We start from the raw sequence: 17,784 nt of genomic DNA on the forward strand, positions 1-17,784 counted from the left end.
ACCCGGATCAGTCTTCGTCCTTCCACGCCCAGTAAAGCTGGGCGGGCGGGATGTTCACCGGCTCGAACGCATGGTCGATGCGCGGGAAGAACGGCGCGATGAAATCGCGCACCTTCGGCGAGAACTGATAGACGAGGAAGGCGCCGCCGACGCGCAGCGCCGCGCGCGTAGCGCGGGCGATGTCCGGCCCCACACCCGGCGGCAAGGTGGAAAAGGGCAGGCCCGACAGCACATAATCGGCATGATCGAAGCCGAGATCGTTGAGGATCCGCTGCACGTCGGCCGCCGATCCGTGCACCGCCCTGAAGCGCGGATCGGCGATCTCGGCGCGCAGGTAGGAGATGAATTCCGGATTGGTATCGATCGCCACCAGCACCGCATCGGGCGCCAGGCGCTCGAGCACCGGGCGGCAGAAGGTGCCGACGCCCGGGCCATATTCGACGAACACGCCGGTGTTCGCCCAGTCGACCCGCGACAGCATGTTTCGGATCAGCCGCTGGGACGACGGGATGATCGAGCCGACCATCACCGGGTGCTTCATGAAGCCCTTGAAGAACATGGTCAGCGGACCCGGCCGTCCCCCCGCGCGCCGCGCCAACCTGATGCGCTTTCGCGCTGCCTTCGCCGATGAGCTCATGAGCGTCCTTGATTGTCACAGTAACGAATGATTCACGTCGCAAAAACGTCACAACAATTCAAGCGAACCAATGTTGCCTTGCGACGGAGGGAGTGGCGCAGTCGCCGGAGCAGGCCTAAGCGGCGCCATGCACCTGACACCGCCCGCCGGCACGATTGCCGTCATCTTCACCTCGCGCCGCACCGCGGCCGACGATGCGGGCTATGCCGCCGCCGCCGAAGCGATGGAGAAGCTCGCTCGCGAGCAGCCCGGCTATGCCGGCATCGTTTCCGCACGCGGCACGGACGGGCTCGGCATCACCATCAGCTATTGGGAAAACGAAGCAACCGCCATCGCGTGGCGCGACCATGCCGAGCATGAAGCGATCCGCGAACGCGGCCGTGCGCTCTGGTATGAGGATTATGGCGTGGTCGTCGCAGACGTCAGCCGCGCCTACGCCTGGACGCGGGACTGAGCCGAAACGGCCCCTCTCCCGCGCGGGAGAGGGGCCGGAACCGAGGATCAATCCTGCCCGGCGTTGCGTGGCGTGAGCATGCCCGGCGAGATGAAGCCGATCGGCTGGAGCGACAGCGCGTCCTGCTTCAGCTTCGCCTGGATCTGCTCATATTCGCGCTCCATCTCGGCGGTCACCGATGCGCGGGTTTCCTCCAGCGCGCTCTCGAAATGGCGCGCCGTCACCTTTTCCACCGACAGTGATTCGCGCAGCGCAAACAGGCCGGCGCGGCGCACCAGATCCTCGAGGTCGGCGCCGGTGAAGCGCTCCGTGCGCTCCGCCAGATCGTCGAGATCGACATCCTCGGCCAGCGGCATCTTGCCGGTGTGGATCGAAAGGATCCGCCGCCGGCCGCTCGCATCGGGGACGCTCACATAGACAAGCTCGTCGAACCGGCCCGGACGCAGCAGCGCCGGATCGATCAAATTGGGCCGGTTGGTCGCGCCGATCACGACGACCGACTGCAGTTCCTCCAGCCCGTCCATCTCGGCGAGGATGGTGTTGACCACGCGCTCGGTCACCTGTGGTTCGCCCAGACCACCGCCACGCGCGGGCACCAACGAGTCCAGCTCGTCGATGAAGATCACGCACGGGGAAACCTGTCGTGCGCGGGCGAACAGCCGGGCGATCTGCTGCTCGCTCTCGCCATACCATTTGGAGAGCAGGTCGCTCGACTTGGTGGCGATGAAGTTCGCCTCCGCCTCGCGGGCGACCGCCTTGGCGAGCAGGGTCTTCCCGGTTCCGGGCGGGCCATAGAGCAGGAAACCCTTGGCCGGCCGGATGCCGAGGCGACGGAATGCGTCCGGGTCCTTCAGCGGCAGCTCGACGCCCTCGCGCAGCCGTTCGCGGGCATCGTCGAGGCCGCCGATGTCGTCCCACCCGACATTCGGCGCCTGCACCATAACCTCGCGCATAGCCGAGGGCTGCACGCGCTTGATCGCCGCCTGGAAATCCTCGCGCGTCACCGCCAGCGATTCGAGCACTTCCGCCGGGATCGAGCGATCCTCGAGGTTGAGCCGCGGCATGATCCGCCGAACCGCCTCGATCGCCGCCTCGCGGGTCAGCGCCGCAAGGTCGGCCCCGACGAAGCCATAGGTCTGGCGCGAGAGTTCGGCGAGATCGACCCGATCGCCCAGCGGCATGCCGCGGGTGTGGATGCCCAGGATCTCGCGACGGCCGCGCTCGTCGGGGACGCCGACGACGATCTCACGATCGAACCGGCCCGGACGCCGCAAGGCCTCGTCGATCGCCTCGGGACGATTGGTGGCGGCGATCACGACCAGATTGGCGCGTGCCTCCAGCCCGTCCATCAGGGTCAGGAGCTGCGCGACGAGGCGCTTCTCCGCCTCGCCCTGCACCTGCCCGCGCTTCGGCGCGATCGAATCGATCTCGTCGATGAACACGATCGACGGCGCCGCCTTGGTCGCCTGCTCGAACACGTCGCGCAGCCGCTTTTCCGATTCGCCATAGGCCGAGCCCATGATCTCCGGGCCGTTGATCAGGAAGAACTCGGCGTCGCTTTCGTTCGCAACCGCGCGCGCGAGGCGCGTCTTGCCGGTGCCGGGCGGGCCATGCAGCAGCACACCCTTGGGCGGATCGACGCCCAGGCGCTGGAACAGCTCGGGGTAGCGCAGCGGCAGCTCGACCATCTCGCGGAGCTGGTCGATCGTGTCGCCCATGCCGCCGATATCGTCATAGGTGACGTCGGCGCGCTGGCGATCATGCGGCTCCTCATATTCGGCGCGCAACTCGATCTCGGTTTCCGCGTCGATATGGACGATGCCCTTGGGTGTCACCGAGATCACCGAAAGGCGGATCTCCTGCAACGCGTAAGCGGGCGCCGCCAGCATCTGGCGCAGGTTGGGCGGCATGTCGCCGCGGTCCACCTGCTGTTGGCCGGCGGTGGCGACGACATCGCCCGCCGCAAGCGGACGGCCAGCAAAACTGCGCTTCAGCGCGTTGGTCGAACCCTGCAATCGCAGGTTCTGCTGCGCGGGCGCGAACACGACGCGCTGCGCCGGCTTCGATTCCGCCTTGCGCACCGTGACATACTCGCCCGAACCGGCGCCAGCATTGATGCGCAGCAGGCCGTCGACGCGGATGATCTCAAGCCCCTCATCCTCGGGATAGGGCAGCACAGCACGCGCAGGCGTCGCGCGCTTGCCGGCGATCTCGATGACATCGCCCTCGGTAATGCCGAGCGTCGCCATGAGCGCGCGCGGGATACGGGCAAAACCGCGGCCGCTATCTTCGGGCCGGGCATTCGCCACCTGCAGCTTGGGTAAGATCTTCTCCCCGTCCGCCATCTGATCGTTCCTGTAGTTGCCGAGGCGGGAACATAGGGATGGGAGCGGAGCGATGCGAGCCCCCGCAGGGCAAAGCCGCACGGAAGCGTCCAATCGCGGCATTCGTGCACGCGGAGCGCAAAAAAGAGGCCGATCGCGAACGACCGGCCTATGAAAGTTTTAGGAGAGGATGCCTGAAAGGCAGTTTTTATATGCAACGCAGCATGGGATTTCGCAATTGCGCACTGCATCCTGCTGAATGCAGGATCTGCACGTAACGGTTTACAATCCTCGAAGCTGAGCGTTCGGCGATGCGGTCGCGAAAACGCACGAAAAAAAGGCCGGCGCGAAATCGCACCGGCCTGGAAAGTTTTAGGAGAGGATGCCTGAAAGGCGCCCCCTATGTGCGGCGCAGCGTCCTTCTTCGCAAGTGCGAACGAAATGGTAACGACTGCAAGGGTTGCAATCGTGTAACTGACATGTTTTCCTGTGTTCCGCCGTACGTTAGGTAGGGTGCGTAGTTGGTGCGCCGCACCATTCAGGGGTCAGCCATGCGTCGTTTGCCGCCGCTCACAGCCATCGAGGCGTTCGTGCAGGTTGCCCGGCTGGGGTCGGTCAAGGCTGCAGCCGAAGAACTTGCGCTGTCGTCTCCCGCGCTCACGCGACGGGTGCAGACGCTCGAGCGCTTTCTAGGTCGGGCGCTTTTCGAGCGCCGTCATCAGTCGATCAAGCTGAACGCCGAGGGTGAACGCCTGCTGCAGCAGATCGCGCCGTCGATCGATGCGCTGTCCGACGCCATCGAATCGATGACCAGCGGGCCGGACATATTGCGCCTGCGATTGGGCGTGCTGCCGCTGTTCGCCTCGCAGCGGCTGTTTCCGCATTTGGCCGAACTGCGCACGCGCTTTCCCAACCTGCACATCGACGTCGATACGGCAGCGCACAGCATCTCGCGGCTGGGCGACGGGCTGGATGCGGCGATCACATTGGCCCGCGAGCTCGATCCGGCGCTCTATGCCAAGCGGCTCGATCGCAACATGGTCTATGCGATCACCTCGCACCGGCTGACCACCGGCCCCAAGGCGATCACTCGCCCCGAGCAACTGGAAGAGCATACGGTGATGCTCCACCGCGACATGCCCGACACGTTCGACAGCTGGCGCGCCGCGATCGGCATGCGCCGGCTGGAGCCGGCGGCGGTCGACTATTATGATTCGGGGCAGCTCATGCTCGAAGCCGCCGCGCAGGGGCTCGGCGTCGCCTTCATGCACGAAAGCCATTACAACGACGCGCATGACGAGCGGCTGGTGCGGCTGTTCGATTTCTCGGTCGAGAGCCCGTACAGCTACTGGTTCGCCTGCCGGCCGCGCGCGCTGGCGACGCGACCGGTGCAGATCTTCCACGACTGGCTGGTGGATCTGTTCGCCTGAGGGCCACGCCCCGGCCGTTCACGCCCCAAGCCAGGCCCTGAACAGCGTGTTGGCGATCGCATAGTCCGGCGGTGGCAGGAACGGCGCATCGGGCGCCCCCGCCATCGACGCGGCGACGCCCGCGCGCGGCACCCACATCGCGTCCTCCAGTTCGGTATGGTCGATGGTCAGCGCATCATCCTCGGCGGTGGCGACGCAGGCGACCATCAGCGAGGAGGGAAAAGGCCAGGGCTGGCTCGCGACGTAACGCACGTCGCGCACCCGGATGCCCGCTTCCTCCCACAGTTCGCGCGCCACCGCCTCCTCCAGCGCCTCGCCGGGTTCGACGAAGCCGGCCAGCGCCGAATAGCGGCGCGGCGGGAAGCGGGGCTGGCGGCCGACGAGCACGCGATCCTCATGCTCGGCCAGCATGATCACCACCGGATCGACGCGCGGGAAATGCTCGGCCTCGCACGCCGGGCAGCGCCGCCCCCAGCCGGCGCGCTGAACGAGCGTCGGCTGGCCGCAGCGTGCGCAGAAGCCATGCCGCTCATGCCAGTCGATCAGGCTGCGCGCGCCGCCATAGAGCGCGGCCTCCCCTGGCGCCATCATCCCGATCGCCTTGAAGATCCACGCGGAGCGCGTCGCCGCATCGAGTGCACCGGGCACGTGCTGCGCGAAATGCGGGCGACCGTCCGCAAGGCCGAGCAGGATGAGATCGGCGCCGTCGGCCGCCTCGGCCATGCCGCCCCAGACGAGATGACCGGTCTCGTCGAGCACGGGGTCGATGCCATCCAGGCGCAGCAACCGCGCCGCGGGATCGGCAGCCAAAGCCGCGATCGCCGCCGGATCGGCGCGCAGATTGTCACCGCGATCGAGCATCGCGCCGGTGAAGCCTGGAACAGGTCTCATGCGGTGGCGTAGACGCTGCGCGCGAAGCCGGTGGTGAAGGGCAATGTCGTATCCGGCATGAACTGGGCATAGCCGCCTGCGCGCAGTCCTGCGCCGGGATCGATGAACGCGATCGTCGCCGCAGCGCCGCCCCAGCCGAAGCTGCCTGCGCCGCGGCCATTTTCCGCACGCAACGTCACCCGCCCGCCCGCACCGAAGCCATTGCCGTCGATCATCGATCCGGCGGTGGCCGCACCCGGCGGCAGCAGGTTGGATGTGGCGAGCTTCACCGTTTCCGGCTTCATCAGCCGGGCATTGCCGAGCGTGCCCTGCCCCAGCAGCATCGCCAGGAACCGGTCATAATCGCGCGCCGAACTCACCAGCCCGGCGCCGCCGAACGGGAAGGCCGGCTTGTCCGCGAAGATCGTGGTCGCGCCCGGATCGACCGGGATCGGCATGCCCTGAAGGTAGAAATAATTGGTGGTCATCCGCCCGCGTTCTGCGGCGGGTACGGTGAACCAGGTGCTCTTCATGTCGAGCGGATCGAAGATGCGTTCCTGCAGGAACTGGTCGAAGGGCATGCCGCCGGCCACTTCGATCACCCGGCCGAGCAGGTCGAGGCCGACCGAATAGCTCCACTTCGCACCCGGATCGGCGATCAGCGGCAAGGTCGCCAGCCGATCCGCGAACACTTCCAGGCTGGGCGCGGTCGGCACGTCGGGCACACCCGGCAGCCTGAACCGGCCAAGCGCCGCCGGAGTCAGCCCCAGCCGCAGATATTCCTGCAGCAGCGGCCCCTGCGTGATGATCGTGTAGCCGAGGCCCGCGGTGTGGGTGAGCAGGTTGCGGACGGTGATCGGCCCCTTCGCCGGCCGGCTCGTCAGATCCCTCATCGGATCGACCAGCACGCGCGGATTGGCGAAGCCGGGGATGAAATCGGCGATGTTCCGGTCGAGCGCGAGCTTGCCCTCCTCGACCAGCATCATCGCCGCCATGCCGGTAACCGGCTTGGTCATCGAATAGATCCGCCACAGCGTATCGCCGTCCACCGCCGTCCGGCTGTCGCGCGCGATCGTGCCGGCGCCATGCAGAGCCGGCGCCTCGCCGCCGCGGCCGATCGCGAACGCGACACCCGGCAGCTTGCCGTCGCGCACGAGGCCGTCGAGCAGGGCACGCGACGCCGCCCAGTCGGCACCGGTGGTCCGCGCCAGAGCGGGCAGCGCCGCGAACGCGCCCGCCGCGGCGATGGCGCCCAGAAAGCGGCGCCGGTCGAGCCTAAGGTCGGTTGGGGTCATAATCCTCTCGCGCGGCGCGCGCCGCCTTGATGAACACAGTGGGCAACCCGGCCTCTTCCAGCCGGTCCCGCGGCCACCATTCTCCGTCAGCCGGCGTCGCGCAATCCCTTTCCAGTACAGCCGCGGCGATGCTGAGATCGAGCGTGAAATGGGTGAAGACATGGCTGACCCGCGGCGCCAGCAGCCGCCAGTCGAGCGCCGCCGGCGCCCCGTCGAGCCCCGGCGGCCGATCCGCCCACGGCCCCGTCGGCAGCGCGCGCATGCCGCCGAGCAGCCCCTTGTCCGGTCGCCGCACGACCAACACCGCGCCATCGCGCTCGATCCAGAAGATCGTGCCATGCCGTTGCGGCTTGGCCTTTTTCGCCGCCTTCACCGGAAAGCGCGCCGGATCGCCGGTGGCGCGCGCCGCGCAGCCGGCGGCGATCGGGCAGACGAGACAGGACGGGCTACGCGACGTACAGATCGTCGCGCCGAGATCCATCATCGCCTGCGCGAAGTCCCCCGCGCGCCGCGCCGGCGTGAGCGTCGCCGCCAGCCGGCGCAGCGCGGGCTTGGCGGCAGGCATCGGCTCGGCGACGGCGAACAGCCGCGCCACGACGCGCTCGACATTGCCGTCCACCACGGTCGCGGGCCGGTCGAAGGCGATCGCCGCCACCGCCGCCGCGGTGTAGGCGCCGACGCCCGGCAGTTCGAGCAGCCCCGCCTCGTCGTCGGGAAAGCCGCCGCGCAGCGTTACCGCCCGTGCGCAGGCGAGCAGGTTGCGCGCGCGGGCATAATAGCCGAGCCCCGCCCAGGCGCTCATCAGTTCGGCATCCTCGGCAGCGGCAAGTGCCGCCACCGTCGGCCAGCGCGCGGTGAACCGCTCGAAATAGGGAATCACCGCGGCGACCGTCGTCTGCTGAAGCATGATCTCCGACAGCCAGACGCGATAGGGTTCGGGCGCCGGCGTGCCGGGCGGGCTGCGCCACGGCAGGCGGCGGGCATTGGCATCATACCAGGCCAGCAGCAGCGGGGCGACCGCATCCTTCATATCGACGGACATGGGTCGGCTATGGCATGACCGCGGCGATGACGGAACGACGCAGCAAGACCGGTAGCAAGACGACACCCCCCGCGGTCGAGCGGGAGCGTGGCGGACGCGCGCGTTCGGTATCCGAAATGCTGCCCGACGTCGGCCGCGCGGCGTTCCGCCAGTTCGGCTTCATCCAGTCGTCGATCGTCAGCCGCTGGGCCGAGATCGTCGGCCCGCGCTATGCCGAGGCATCGGCGCCGGAAGCGATTCGCTTTCCGCCGGGCCGACGCTCCGAGGGCGTGCTCCATCTGGTGGTCGCCAGCGCGCACGCGCCGATGATGCAGCATGTCGCGCCCGCGATCATCGAGCGGGTCAACCGTTTCTTCGGCTATCCGGCGGTGGCGCGGCTCGCGATCCGGCAGGGGATGATCGAAAAGCGCGCCGCGCGCCCGGCGCCGGCCGCCGAACCCGCGCCGATACCCCGCGACCTGGGCGAAAGCCTGCGCGAGATCGGCGACCCCGAACTCAAGGCGGTGCTCGAAGCACTGGCCCGCGGCGTTGCGGCCAGCAACGGCCCGCCGCGCGTCGAAGGAGACCATAAATGAAACGCGGCGTCTCGATCGCGGCGGCAACCTCCGCGCTGGTTCTGGCGGCCGGGCTGGCCGGTGCCGCCCCCGCCCCCCGCCGCATGGCGGCAAGCGCGCCCGCCGCGGCGGACTGGACGCGACGCACCAGCATGACCGAGCAGGGCGCCTATGTGCTCGGCAACCCCGCCGCCAAGGTGCGGGTGGTGGAATATCTCAGCTATACCTGCAGCCATTGCGCACATTTCGTCAGCGAGGCGGAAACCGCGCTCAAGCGCGACTATATCAGCCGCGGCACCGCAGCGATCGAATTGCGCCATGCGGTGCGCGACCGGTTCGACTATGCCGCAGCATTGCTCGCACGCTGCGGCGGCGCGGAGCGATTTTTCGGCAATACCGAGGCGATCCTGGCCGCGCAGCCGCAATGGCTGGCTAAGGCGGAAGCCTATGCGGGGCCGCGACCCGCCTCGGTCGATGAGGGGCTGCGCGCCGTCGCCAAGGCGAGCGGGCTCGATCAGTTGATGATCGGACGCGGGCTGACCGCGCAGCAGGTCGATGCCTGCCTGGCAGACGATGCCCAGCAGGCGACGCTGGGCACGATGACCGAGGCCTCGTTCAAACGCATCCAGGGCACGCCGAGCTTCGAGATCAACGGCACGGTGCTTGCCGACGTCCATAGCTGGGACATGCTGGAGCCCCAGATCAAGGCAGCGCTGGCGCGCTGAATTCGTTTTACACGGAGAAGACCGACCCCATGCGTATCACCACCGTTCTCGCCCTGTCGCTTTCGATCGCGCTCGCTGCCTGCGGCGGCAGCGAGGGCGGCAACACCAGCGCCGGCGCCGACGGCCCCAAGGTCGCCGCCACGCCGGCCCCGGCCGGGCAGGACTGGACGACCACCGTCGTCAAGACGCCCGAGGGCGGCTTCCGCATGGGCAACCCCAACGCGCCGATCAAGCTGGTGGAATTCGGTTCGATGACCTGTTCGCACTGCGCCGACTTCGCCACGACGGGCATCCCCGCGCTGAAGCGCGACTATATCGCGACCGGCAAGGTCAGCCTGGAATATCGCAACTTCGTTCGCGATTCCTTCGATCTCACCGCCTCGCTGATCGCGCGTTGCGGCGGTGAGGCCCCCTTCTTCGCGCTGACCGAACAGATGTTCGCGACGCAGGCCGAATGGATCGGCCGCGCCCAGTCTCCGGAAGCCGAGCAGGCGCTGCGCGGCGCTGCCGGACCCGCCCTGCTGCCCGCGCTCGCCAAGGCCAGCGGGCTCGACCAGTTCGCTCGCCAGCGCGGCGTGAGCGCGGACAAGATCGCTGCTTGCCTCAAGGACCAGGCCGAGGCCGAGCGTCTCGCCAAGGGCGTGGAGACGGCCAGCGAGAAGTATAACATCACCGGCACGCCGAGCTTCCTGATCAACGACGAGCTCGTCCCCAACGCCGCCGCCTGGCCGCAGCTGGAGCCGGCGCTGAAGGCCGCGGGCGCCTGATCGGCTGAGATGCGCGGGCTGGGGCGCCTCCGGGACATGCCGGGTTGAGGATCAAGCGGCTCAAGCTCGCTGGGTTCAAGAGCTTCGTCGACCCCGCCGAACTGCACATCGAACCGGGGCTGACGGGGATCGTCGGCCCCAATGGCTGCGGCAAATCCAACCTGCTGGAGGCGATCCGGTGGGTGATGGGCGAATCGAGCGCGCGGTCGATGCGCGGCGCCGGCATGGAAGACGTGATCTTCGCCGGCACCGCGACGCGGCCGGCGCGCGACTTCGCCGAGGTGACCATCCTCACCGAGCGCGGATCCGGCGAAGGCGACGGGCCGATCGCGTCGGCAGGCGACGGTGACGTCGAGATCGTCCGCCGCATCGAGCGCGGTGCCGGATCGGCCTATCGCGTCAACGGGCGCGACGTGCGCGCCAAGGATGTCGCGCTGATCTTCGCCGACGCCGCGACCGGCGCGCACAGCCCGGCGCTGGTCAGCCAGAACCGCATCGGCGCGATCATCTCCGCCAAGCCGACCGAGCGCCGCGCGATGCTGGAAGAGGCGGCGGGCATCGCCGGCCTGCATGTGCGCCGCAAGGATGCGGAGCAGAAGCTGCGCGCCGCCGAGACCAACCTGACCCGCGTCGACGAATTGCTCGCTGACATGGACAATCGCGCGGCGGCATTACGCCGGCAGGCGCGGCAGGCGGAGAAGTATCGCCAGCTCACCGACCAGATCCGTATCGCCGAGGCACGGCTGATCTATGCGCGCTGGCGCGATGCCGCCGCCGCGGCCGACGCCGCGCGTGCCGAGGCACAGCGCGCCGAAACCCTGGTCATCACCGCCGCCGAGGCGCAGCGCGCCGCGGCCACCGCGCAGCTCGATGCCGCGCAGACCTTGGCGACCGCGCGCGCCGGCGCGCAGCGCACGCGCGACGCCGCGACCGAGGCGGGCCATATCCTCGCGGCCTCCCGCACCGAACGCGGCGCGCTCGACCGGCGCATCGCCGAGTTGGCGGCCGCCGCCGAACGGCTCGACACCGATCGCTCGCGCGAAAGCGATCTTGCGCGCGACGCCGCCGAGGCGCTGCAGCGTCTGGGCGATGAGACCAAAGCGCTCGATGCGCGCGTCGCCGCCGCCGAGAAGGACCGCCCCGGGCTCGCCGAACACCTCGCCGCCGCCGAGGTGGCGACACGCGATGCCGAGGTCGCGCTGGCCCAAGCGCTGGCCGCGCAGGCCAGCGAGCAAGCCGAGCGCCGCGTGGCGGATGCCGCCATCGCCGCCGCCGCCGCGGGGGTTTCCCGCGCCGCGCGGGATCGGGATGCGGTCGTCCGCGAGCGGGCCGGGTTGGGCGACGAAGCACCGCTGATCGCCGAGCGGGCCCGGGCGCGGACCACCCGCGAGCGGGCGGAGCACGCGGCCGAGGCCGCCGCTGCCGCGATCGAACAGGCCGAGACCGACCGGCGCGATGCGGCCGCGGCACGCGATGCGGCGGAAGCCGAGCGGTCTTCAGCGCGCGCGCAGCTTGCCGCGCTCGAAAGCGAGGCGCGCGCGCTCGCCAGGACGATCGACCGCGGCACGGCCGGCACCCACCGCGCCATCGACCGCGTCCGCGCCCGCCCCGGCTATGAACGCGCCTTGGCGGCGGCGCTCGGCGACGAACTCGACGCGGCAGTGGGCGCCACCGGCAAAAGACGCTGGCAGGGCGCGGCGTCGGCGGAAGGCGATCCGGTCCTCGCGGGGGGCGAGCGGCTCGCGGATCATGTCGAGGCACCGGCGGAGCTGGCGCGGCGGCTGGCGCAGATCCTCGTCGTCGAGAGCGATGGCGGCGAGGCGCCTTGCGGTCGGCCAGCGCCTCGTGACGCGCGATGGCCGGCTGCGGCGATGGGACGGCTATGTCGCCGAGGATGTCGGCGCTGCTGCGGCCGAGCGGCTGATCCGGGTCAACCGGCTGACGGAAATCGAGGCGCAGCTTCCCGCCGCGCAGGCGCTGGTCGAGCGCGCGGGCGCCGCGCAGGCCGAGGCGGCGACGCGCGCCGAGGCCGCCCGGCGGGGTATCGATCAGGCCCGTGCCGCGCTGACCCAGGCCGAGGCGACTGCACGCGGCGCCACGCGCAGCGAGGATCAGGCAGTCACCGCGATCGAACGGCTCGAAACGCGCCGCGCCGAACTCGACCAGCGCATCACCCGCGCCGAGGCCGAAGCCGCCGAGGCGGGGGCCGATCATCGGCGTGCGCAGGCCGCCCGCGCCGCGCTGCCCGATGGCATCGAGACCGCCAAACAGGTTCAACTGCTCCAGCACGCCGCCGAGGCCGCTCGCGCCAATGCCGCGCAACTGCGCGCCGAGGCGGCAACGCTGGAACGCGGCATCGCCGCCGACCGCCAGCGCCGCGAGGCCGCTGCCGGCGAGGCGAAGGGCTGGCGTTCCCGCGCAGGCGAAGCGGCGAAGCGCATCGAGGAGATGGCCAAGCGCGAGAAGACGATCGCGGCGGAGCAGGCGACCTTGGCCGAGGCCCCGGCGAAGCTCGCCGCACGCATCGCCGCGGAGGAAGACGCCGCCACGCGCCTGGCCGCCGAGGCGACCGCCGCCGCCGCCGCCGAGCGCGAGGCCGAAACCCGCGTGCGCGAGACCGAGGCGGTCCAGGTCCGCACCGCCGAGGCACTGGCTGCAGCGCGCGAGGCCCGCGCCGGCGCCGTGGCGCGCGCGGAGAGCCAGGAACAGCGCCGCACCGAGATGAGCCGGCTTGCCGGCGAGCGCTTCGATTGCCCGGCGGTGGTGCTGCCCGAGAAGCTCGGCTTCCCCGGCGCCGAGGTCGGCAACGCCGATATGGAGGGAGGACGCCACGACCGGCTGGTCGCCGAACGCGAGCGGATCGGTCCGGTCAACCTCGTCGCCGAGCAGGAATTGCGCGAGGTGGAAGACGAACGCGCGCGGTCGGCAGCGGAGCGCGAGGAACTGGGGCAGGCGATCAATCGACTCCGCGGCTCGATCGGCAGCCTCAACCGCGAGGGCCGCGCGCGGCTGCTCGCCGCCTTCGAAGCGGTCGACGGCCATTTCCGCAGGCTGTTCACCACCTTGTTTGCGGGCGGCGAGGCGCATCTGGCGCTGGTCGATTCGGACGATCCGCTGGAAGCGGGACTGGAGATCATGGCGCAGCCGCCGGGCAAGAAGCTCGCGGCGCTGACCTTGCTGTCGGGCGGCGAGCAGGCGCTGACCGCGGTCGCGCTGATCTTCGGCCTGTTCCTCACCAACCCCGCGCCGATCTGCGTGCTGGACGAGGTCGATGCACCGCTCGACGACGCCAATATCGAGCGCTTCTGCGACCTGCTGGATGTGATGACGCAGGAAACCGATACCCGCTACCTGATCGTCACCCACAACGCGGTGACGATGAGCAGGATGCACCGGCTGTTCGGCGTGACGATGATAGAGAGGGGCGTCAGCCGGCTGGTCTCGGTCGATCTGGGCGCGGCGGAGCGATTGCTCGCGGCAGAATAAGCGGCGAAACGGGCAGGCAAACGCCAAACCCCCTCCCGCTTGCGCGGAAGGGGGGCCGGGGGAGCGGCTTCCTTTCCCTTATGCCGCGAACTGGTTCATCGTGTTGTGCGCGCCGCCGGCCTTCAACGCGGCCTCGCCGGCGAAATACTCCTTGTGATCGTCGCCGATGTCGCTGCCCGACATGTTCTGGTGCTTCACGCAGGCGATGCCCTGCCGGATCTCCTGGCGCTGGACGTTCAGGACATAGCCGAGCATTCCCGCCTCGCCGAAATACTCCCTGGCGAGATTGTCGGTGGAGAGCGCCGCTGTGTGGTAGGTCGGCAAGGTGATCAGATGGTGGAAGATGCCCGCCCGTGCCGCCGCATCCTTCTGGAAGGTGCGGATGCGCTCGTCGGCCTCGGCAGCCAGATCGGTGCCGTCATAATCGACGCTCATCAGCCTTGCACGGTCATAGGCCGACACGTCCCGCCCTTCCGCCGCCCAGGCATCGAACACCTGCTGGCGGAAATTCAGCGTCCAATTGAAGGAGGGCGAGTTGTTGTAGACCAGCTTGGCGTTGGGGATCACCTCGCGGATGCGGTCGACCATCGAGGCGATCTGCTCGATATGCGGCTTCTCGGTCTCGATCCACAGCAGGTCGGCGCCATTCTGCAGCGAGGTGATGCAATCGAGCACGCAGCGGTCCTCCCCGGTGCCCTCACGGAACTGGAAAAGGTTCGACGGCAGGCGCTTGGGCCGCATCAGCTTGCCGTCGCGGTTGATGATGACGTCGCCATTGACGGTCGAGAGGTCGGTCACCTCCGCGCAGTCGAGGAACGCGTTGTACTGGTCGCCCAGGTCGCCCGGTTCCTTGCTGAACGCGATCTGCTTGGTGAGGCCGGCGCCCAGCGAATCGGTGCGGGTGACGATGACACCGTCCTCGACGCCGAGTTCGAGGAAGGCGTAGCGGCAGGCACGGACCTTCGCGAGGAAGTCCTCGTGCGGCACGGTGACCTTGCCGTCCTGGTGGCCGCACTGCTTCTCGTCGGAGACCTGATTTTCGATCTGCAGCGCGCACGCGCCGGCCTCGATCATCTTCTTCGCCAGCAGATAGGTCGCCTCGGCATTGCCGAAGCCCGCGTCGATATCGGCGATGATCGGCACGACGTGGGTCTCGTAATTGTCGATCGCCTGCAGCAGGCGCTGCTCCTCGATGCGATTGCCGGCGGCGCGCGCGGCATCAAGCTCGCGGAACATCATGCCGAGCTCGCGCGCGTCCGCCTGGCGGAGGAAGGTGTAGAGTTCCTCTATCAGTGCGGGTACCGAAGTCTTCTCGTGCATCGACTGGTCCGGCAGCGGCCCGAAGTCAGACCGCAGCGCGGCGATCATCCAGCCCGACAGATAGAGGTAGCGGCGCTTGGTGGTGCCGAAATGCTTCTTGATCGAGATCATCTTCTGCTGGCCGATGAAGCCGTGCCAGCAGCCCAGCGACTGGGTGTAGGCCGCCGGATCGGCATCATAGGCGGCCATGTCCCGCCGCATGATAGCAGCGGTGTAGCGCGCGATATCGAGCCCGGTCCTGAACCGGTTCTGCAGCCGCATCCGGGCCACCGCCTCGGCGCTGATCCCGTCCCATGTACCCTGATGACTCTGGATAAGCTGGCCGGTCTCGGCGATATGCGTCTGGTAGGTCATGCTTCACCTTGTGTGGAGAACTTTCAAAGTGAGTTATGCTGCCGATCGCCGATTTCCGCGAAAATTCGTGAACTTGTCGCGTCGCGCTGTCACCCGCGGGCTCATATCGACGGTCGTTTTGTAAATTACTGACAGGATTGGATCATGCGACAGGCGGCGACCGAACTTGAGATACGTACCGAACGCCAAGGCCTTGTCGAGGTTACGCGGCCGATCGCTCGCTGGGTGGCCGAACAGGGAATGACGACGGGGCTGCTGACGGTCTTCTGCCGCCACACCTCCGCGTCGCTGCTGATCCAGGAAAATGCCGCGCCCGAGGTTCGCGACGACATCGAAGCCTATTTCGCGCGAGTCGCGCCCGAAGACCGCGACGCCTATGCGCATGACGACGAGGGGCCGGACGATATGCCCGCGCATCTCCGCACCGCGCTGACCCATACCAGCCTCTCCGTGCCCCTGCTCGGTGGCCGTCTGGCACTGGGAACGTGGCAGGGCATCTACCTGTTCGAACATCGCCGCCAATCGCATCGCCGATCGCTGGCTTTGCATCTGTCAGGCGACTAAAGCTGCTCGGGAAGGAGCTGCCTCAATGTGGACCGACGCCTGGAAGATGGGCATGACGATGTGGCAGACGGGAGTCGCGCTGCAGGAAACGATGATGGCGGTGCCCGTCGTCATCGCGCGCCGCAGCGACAAGATCGATGCCGCAATGCGGAACCCGCTAGATGGCGACTATGTCGAACTGGCGCGGATGGTGCCCGAGAAGGTGGAGGCGTTCGGCAGCGCGGGCGCCTCGCTGATGGAGGACTGGATCGGCGTGCAGACCGCGATGATGGGCCAGTGGCGCGACATCGCCAGCCTCGGCACTATCGCGATGACCCGCGGCACCGTCGGCCGAATCCAGGCACGCAACCGGCGCATCGGCAAGTTGCTGGGCGGCGCCGGCGGCAAGGCGCTGAAACCCGTCCACAGCCAGGTGACGGCGAATCGCACGCGACTCGAAAAGGCAGCGACGCGCTCCGGCTGAATCAGGCGGCAGCCGATGCGACCAACATCGACCACCTGCGTTAGTCTCTCCGGGCCAACGACAGGGAAACGCCGATGGCGACATTGGGAACGATCGACGACGGCCGGGGCCGCCAGGCCGATACGCCGCTCAAGATGTCGCGCCACGCATGGCGCGACATTCTCTGGCGCGTGTGGGCCGAAAGCGGCAACGACAATATCGGTCTGATTTCCGCCGGCGTCGCGTTCTACGCGTTCCTCGCCTTCGTTCCGCTGCTCGCGTCGGTCGTGCTGACCTATGGCCTGCTGGCGGATCCCAAGACGGTTGCCGACCATCTCAAGGTGCTGTTCGATCTGCTGCCGACCGATGCCGCAAGCCTGATCGGCGACCAACTCGTCGCGATCACCGCAACCGCCGCCCAGAAGACGGGGCTCGGCCTCGTCATCGCGCTCGCACTTGCCGTCTATGGCGCGATGAACGGCGCGAAATCGATCATCACCGCGCTCAACATCGCCTATGACGAGAGCGAGACGCGGAACTTCTTCAAGGTCACCTTCATCGCGCTCGCGATCACGGTAAGCCTGTTGTTCGTCGCGGTGTTCACCATATTGGCGATCGGCGCGCTGGCGTTGCTCGAAAGCCTGATCCCGTGGGCGCCGAAATTCGTAATCACCCTGATCCGCATCGCCTTCTGGCTCGCCGCCGCGATCGCGGCGAGTACGGTGATCGCCACCATCTACCGCTACGCGCCCAATCGCCGCAAGGCGCAGTGGCGCTGGCTGACCGCCGGCTCCGCCTTCGCGACCATCGGCTGGTTGGCGATGACGTTGGGCTTCGGCTTCTACGTCGCCAATTTCGCCAATTACAACGCCACTTACGGTGCGCTGAGCGCGGTGGTGGTGATGCTCATGTGGCTGTTCCTTTCCGCCTACATCCTGATCCTCGGCGCGGAACTCAATTCCGAGATCGAGCACCAGACCGCGCTCGACACCACCGTGGGAAGGCCGCGGCCGATGGGCGAACGCCGCGCCTTTGTGGCGGATACGCTGGGCGATGTGCCGTAGGCGCTGGAGCGCGGGGCATGCCATCGTCACGCTGAGCGCAGAACTGCCCGCTACCCCATCTGAAGGAAGCGGGCGGTTCGGTACGTCTCGATCACCGCTTGGATTCAGGAGCGCCTGAATAGCCTCAAGCGAAGATTTCCTTGTCGTCGCCCTGCAGCGCGGACGGCACGGGAAGATGCGCGTCGGTCGGACCCGACGAGCGTTCGGTCGTGGGCGCAGCGCCGCGCCACGCATCCCACCACATGGTCATCATCGCCTGATGCATCTCGAAGGGCAGCGCCCAAAGCGCAAAAAGCGGATTCTCAAGCCCGCGGACGGGCTCCTTTGGAATATAGCTCATGACATGGACTCCGATGGGGGTGGATCGCCGTTGCTCCGTCCTCTCAACGTCCGGATCGGCAGTGGTTTCCAGCCAATCATCGTGCAAAGGCCGCATGCTGCGGCGCGGAACCATCG

At 68.3% G+C, this 17,784-nt stretch carries 15 protein-coding genes and 1 pseudogene; 9 read left to right on the top strand and 7 right to left on the bottom strand.

Translation table 11 applies throughout. The annotated features are described in order from the left end of the window. Positions 1-7 precede the first annotated feature (7 nt). Positions 8-637, bottom strand: a complete 630-nt coding sequence (locus tag NX02_RS23120; RefSeq protein ID WP_025294535.1) for a class I SAM-dependent methyltransferase — start codon at positions 635-637, stop codon at positions 8-10. A gap of 127 nt (positions 638-764) precedes the next feature. Between NX02_RS23120 and NX02_RS23125 the strand changes: the two genes are divergently transcribed. After that, entirely contained in the window at positions 765-1,091 is a 327-nt protein-coding gene (locus NX02_RS23125; protein WP_039996798.1) for an antibiotic biosynthesis monooxygenase family protein, read from the top strand. A 47-nt stretch (positions 1,092-1,138) separates the two neighbouring features. Here the strand turns inward: NX02_RS23125 and NX02_RS23130 are convergent, their stop codons facing one another. Further along, positions 1,139-3,436 (bottom strand): CDC48 family AAA ATPase, encoded by a 2,298-nt coding sequence (locus tag NX02_RS23130; RefSeq protein ID WP_025294537.1) that lies wholly within the window; start codon positions 3,434-3,436, stop codon positions 1,139-1,141. 530 nt (positions 3,437-3,966) lie between these two features. Between NX02_RS23130 and NX02_RS23135 the strand changes: the two genes are divergently transcribed. Continuing rightward, a complete protein-coding gene (locus tag NX02_RS23135) occupies positions 3,967-4,845 on the top strand; it encodes a LysR substrate-binding domain-containing protein (protein ID WP_025294538.1) in 879 nt (292 codons plus the stop codon). An 18-nt stretch (positions 4,846-4,863) separates the two neighbouring features. Here NX02_RS23135 and nudC read toward each other — a convergent pair whose 3' ends face one another. Genes nudC through mutY form a run of 3 tightly spaced genes read right to left on the bottom strand, consistent with a single transcriptional unit; the run spans position 4,864 to position 8,052 of the window. Continuing rightward, complete coding sequence (gene nudC, locus NX02_RS23140; RefSeq protein WP_025294539.1) at positions 4,864-5,736, bottom strand: NAD(+) diphosphatase; 873 nt, start codon at positions 5,734-5,736, stop codon at positions 4,864-4,866. Further along, positions 5,733-7,010, bottom strand: a complete 1,278-nt coding sequence (locus NX02_RS23145) for a serine hydrolase domain-containing protein (RefSeq protein ID WP_025294540.1) — start codon at positions 7,008-7,010, stop codon at positions 5,733-5,735. The genes nudC and NX02_RS23145 overlap by 4 nt, the downstream gene beginning before the upstream one ends. Then, positions 6,991-8,052 (bottom strand): A/G-specific adenine glycosylase, encoded by a 1,062-nt coding sequence (gene mutY / locus NX02_RS23150; RefSeq protein ID WP_025294541.1) that lies wholly within the window; start codon positions 8,050-8,052, stop codon positions 6,991-6,993. The genes NX02_RS23145 and mutY overlap by 20 nt, the downstream gene beginning before the upstream one ends. A gap of 14 nt (positions 8,053-8,066) precedes the next feature. Here mutY and NX02_RS23155 point away from each other — a divergent pair, with 14 nt between their 5' ends. The 4 genes and pseudogenes from NX02_RS23155 to smc all read left to right on the top strand — a co-directional run bounded on the left by NX02_RS23155 (position 8,067) and on the right by smc (position 13,584). Then, entirely contained in the window at positions 8,067-8,627 is a 561-nt protein-coding gene (locus NX02_RS23155; RefSeq protein ID WP_025294542.1) for a DUF721 domain-containing protein, read from the top strand. Continuing rightward, entirely contained in the window at positions 8,624-9,331 is a 708-nt protein-coding gene (locus NX02_RS23160; protein WP_025294543.1) for a DsbA family protein, read from the top strand. Before NX02_RS23155 ends, NX02_RS23160 begins: the two co-directional genes overlap by 4 nt. Before the next feature lie 29 nt (positions 9,332-9,360). Continuing rightward, the gene (locus NX02_RS23165; protein WP_025294544.1) at positions 9,361-10,098 is read left to right on the top strand and encodes a DsbA family protein; all 738 of its coding nucleotides are present in this window, start codon (positions 9,361-9,363) and stop codon (positions 10,096-10,098) included. A gap of 44 nt (positions 10,099-10,142) precedes the next feature. Further along, a pseudogene (gene smc, locus NX02_RS23170) lies at positions 10,143-13,584 on the top strand (chromosome segregation protein SMC). Between the two features lie 78 nt (positions 13,585-13,662). Here smc and NX02_RS23175 read toward each other — a convergent pair. Then, positions 13,663-15,258 carry an isocitrate lyase gene (locus tag NX02_RS23175; RefSeq protein WP_025294545.1) on the bottom strand — a complete coding sequence of 532 codons (1,596 nt, stop codon included), beginning with the start codon at positions 15,256-15,258 and terminating at the stop codon, positions 13,663-13,665. Between the two features lie 144 nt (positions 15,259-15,402). Between NX02_RS23175 and NX02_RS23180 the strand changes: the two genes are divergently transcribed. From NX02_RS23180 to NX02_RS23190, 3 genes are all read left to right on the top strand, one after another. After that, entirely contained in the window at positions 15,403-15,822 is a 420-nt protein-coding gene (locus NX02_RS23180; RefSeq protein WP_025294546.1) for a secondary thiamine-phosphate synthase enzyme YjbQ, read from the top strand. A gap of 25 nt (positions 15,823-15,847) precedes the next feature. Further along, positions 15,848-16,285, top strand: a complete 438-nt coding sequence (locus tag NX02_RS23185; protein WP_025294547.1) for a hypothetical protein — start codon at positions 15,848-15,850, stop codon at positions 16,283-16,285. A 74-nt stretch (positions 16,286-16,359) separates the two neighbouring features. Beyond that, positions 16,360-17,328, top strand: a complete 969-nt coding sequence (locus NX02_RS23190) for a YihY/virulence factor BrkB family protein (RefSeq protein WP_025294548.1) — start codon at positions 16,360-16,362, stop codon at positions 17,326-17,328. A gap of 124 nt (positions 17,329-17,452) precedes the next feature. On the opposite strand, the gene NX02_RS23195 is transcribed toward NX02_RS23190, so the two are convergent. Beyond that, positions 17,453-17,782 carry a hypothetical protein gene (locus tag NX02_RS23195; protein ID WP_162232717.1) on the bottom strand — a complete coding sequence of 110 codons (330 nt, stop codon included), beginning with the start codon at positions 17,780-17,782 and terminating at the stop codon, positions 17,453-17,455. Positions 17,783-17,784: the final 2 nt, after the last annotated feature.

The organism is Sphingomonas sanxanigenens DSM 19645 = NX02 (assembly GCF_000512205.2).
Lineage (GTDB): Bacteria > Pseudomonadota > Alphaproteobacteria > Sphingomonadales > Sphingomonadaceae > Sphingomonas_D > Sphingomonas_D sanxanigenens.

Coding starts and splice junctions, on each gene's coding strand:
- NX02_RS23165 (WP_025294544.1), top strand. CDS start 9,361: ATGCGTATCACCACCGTTCTCGCCCTGTCGCTTTCGATCGCGCTCGCT.
- NX02_RS23145 (WP_025294540.1), bottom strand. CDS start 7,010: ATGACCCCAACCGACCTTAGGCTCGACCGGCGCCGCTTTCTGGGCGCC.
- nudC (WP_025294539.1), bottom strand. CDS start 5,736: ATGAGACCTGTTCCAGGCTTCACCGGCGCGATGCTCGATCGCGGTGAC.
- NX02_RS23190 (WP_025294548.1), top strand. CDS start 16,360: ATGGCGACATTGGGAACGATCGACGACGGCCGGGGCCGCCAGGCCGAT.
- NX02_RS23175 (WP_025294545.1), bottom strand. CDS start 15,258: ATGACCTACCAGACGCATATCGCCGAGACCGGCCAGCTTATCCAGAGT.
- NX02_RS23125 (WP_039996798.1), top strand. CDS start 765: ATGCACCTGACACCGCCCGCCGGCACGATTGCCGTCATCTTCACCTCG.
- NX02_RS23120 (WP_025294535.1), bottom strand. CDS start 637: ATGAGCTCATCGGCGAAGGCAGCGCGAAAGCGCATCAGGTTGGCGCGG.
- NX02_RS23155 (WP_025294542.1), top strand. CDS start 8,067: ATGACCGCGGCGATGACGGAACGACGCAGCAAGACCGGTAGCAAGACG.
- NX02_RS23130 (WP_025294537.1), bottom strand. CDS start 3,436: ATGGCGGACGGGGAGAAGATCTTACCCAAGCTGCAGGTGGCGAATGCC.
- NX02_RS23195 (WP_162232717.1), bottom strand. CDS start 17,782: ATGGTTCCGCGCCGCAGCATGCGGCCTTTGCACGATGATTGGCTGGAA.
- NX02_RS23185 (WP_025294547.1), top strand. CDS start 15,848: ATGTGGACCGACGCCTGGAAGATGGGCATGACGATGTGGCAGACGGGA.
- NX02_RS23135 (WP_025294538.1), top strand. CDS start 3,967: ATGCGTCGTTTGCCGCCGCTCACAGCCATCGAGGCGTTCGTGCAGGTT.
- mutY (WP_025294541.1), bottom strand. CDS start 8,052: ATGTCCGTCGATATGAAGGATGCGGTCGCCCCGCTGCTGCTGGCCTGG.
- NX02_RS23180 (WP_025294546.1), top strand. CDS start 15,403: ATGCGACAGGCGGCGACCGAACTTGAGATACGTACCGAACGCCAAGGC.
- NX02_RS23160 (WP_025294543.1), top strand. CDS start 8,624: ATGAAACGCGGCGTCTCGATCGCGGCGGCAACCTCCGCGCTGGTTCTG.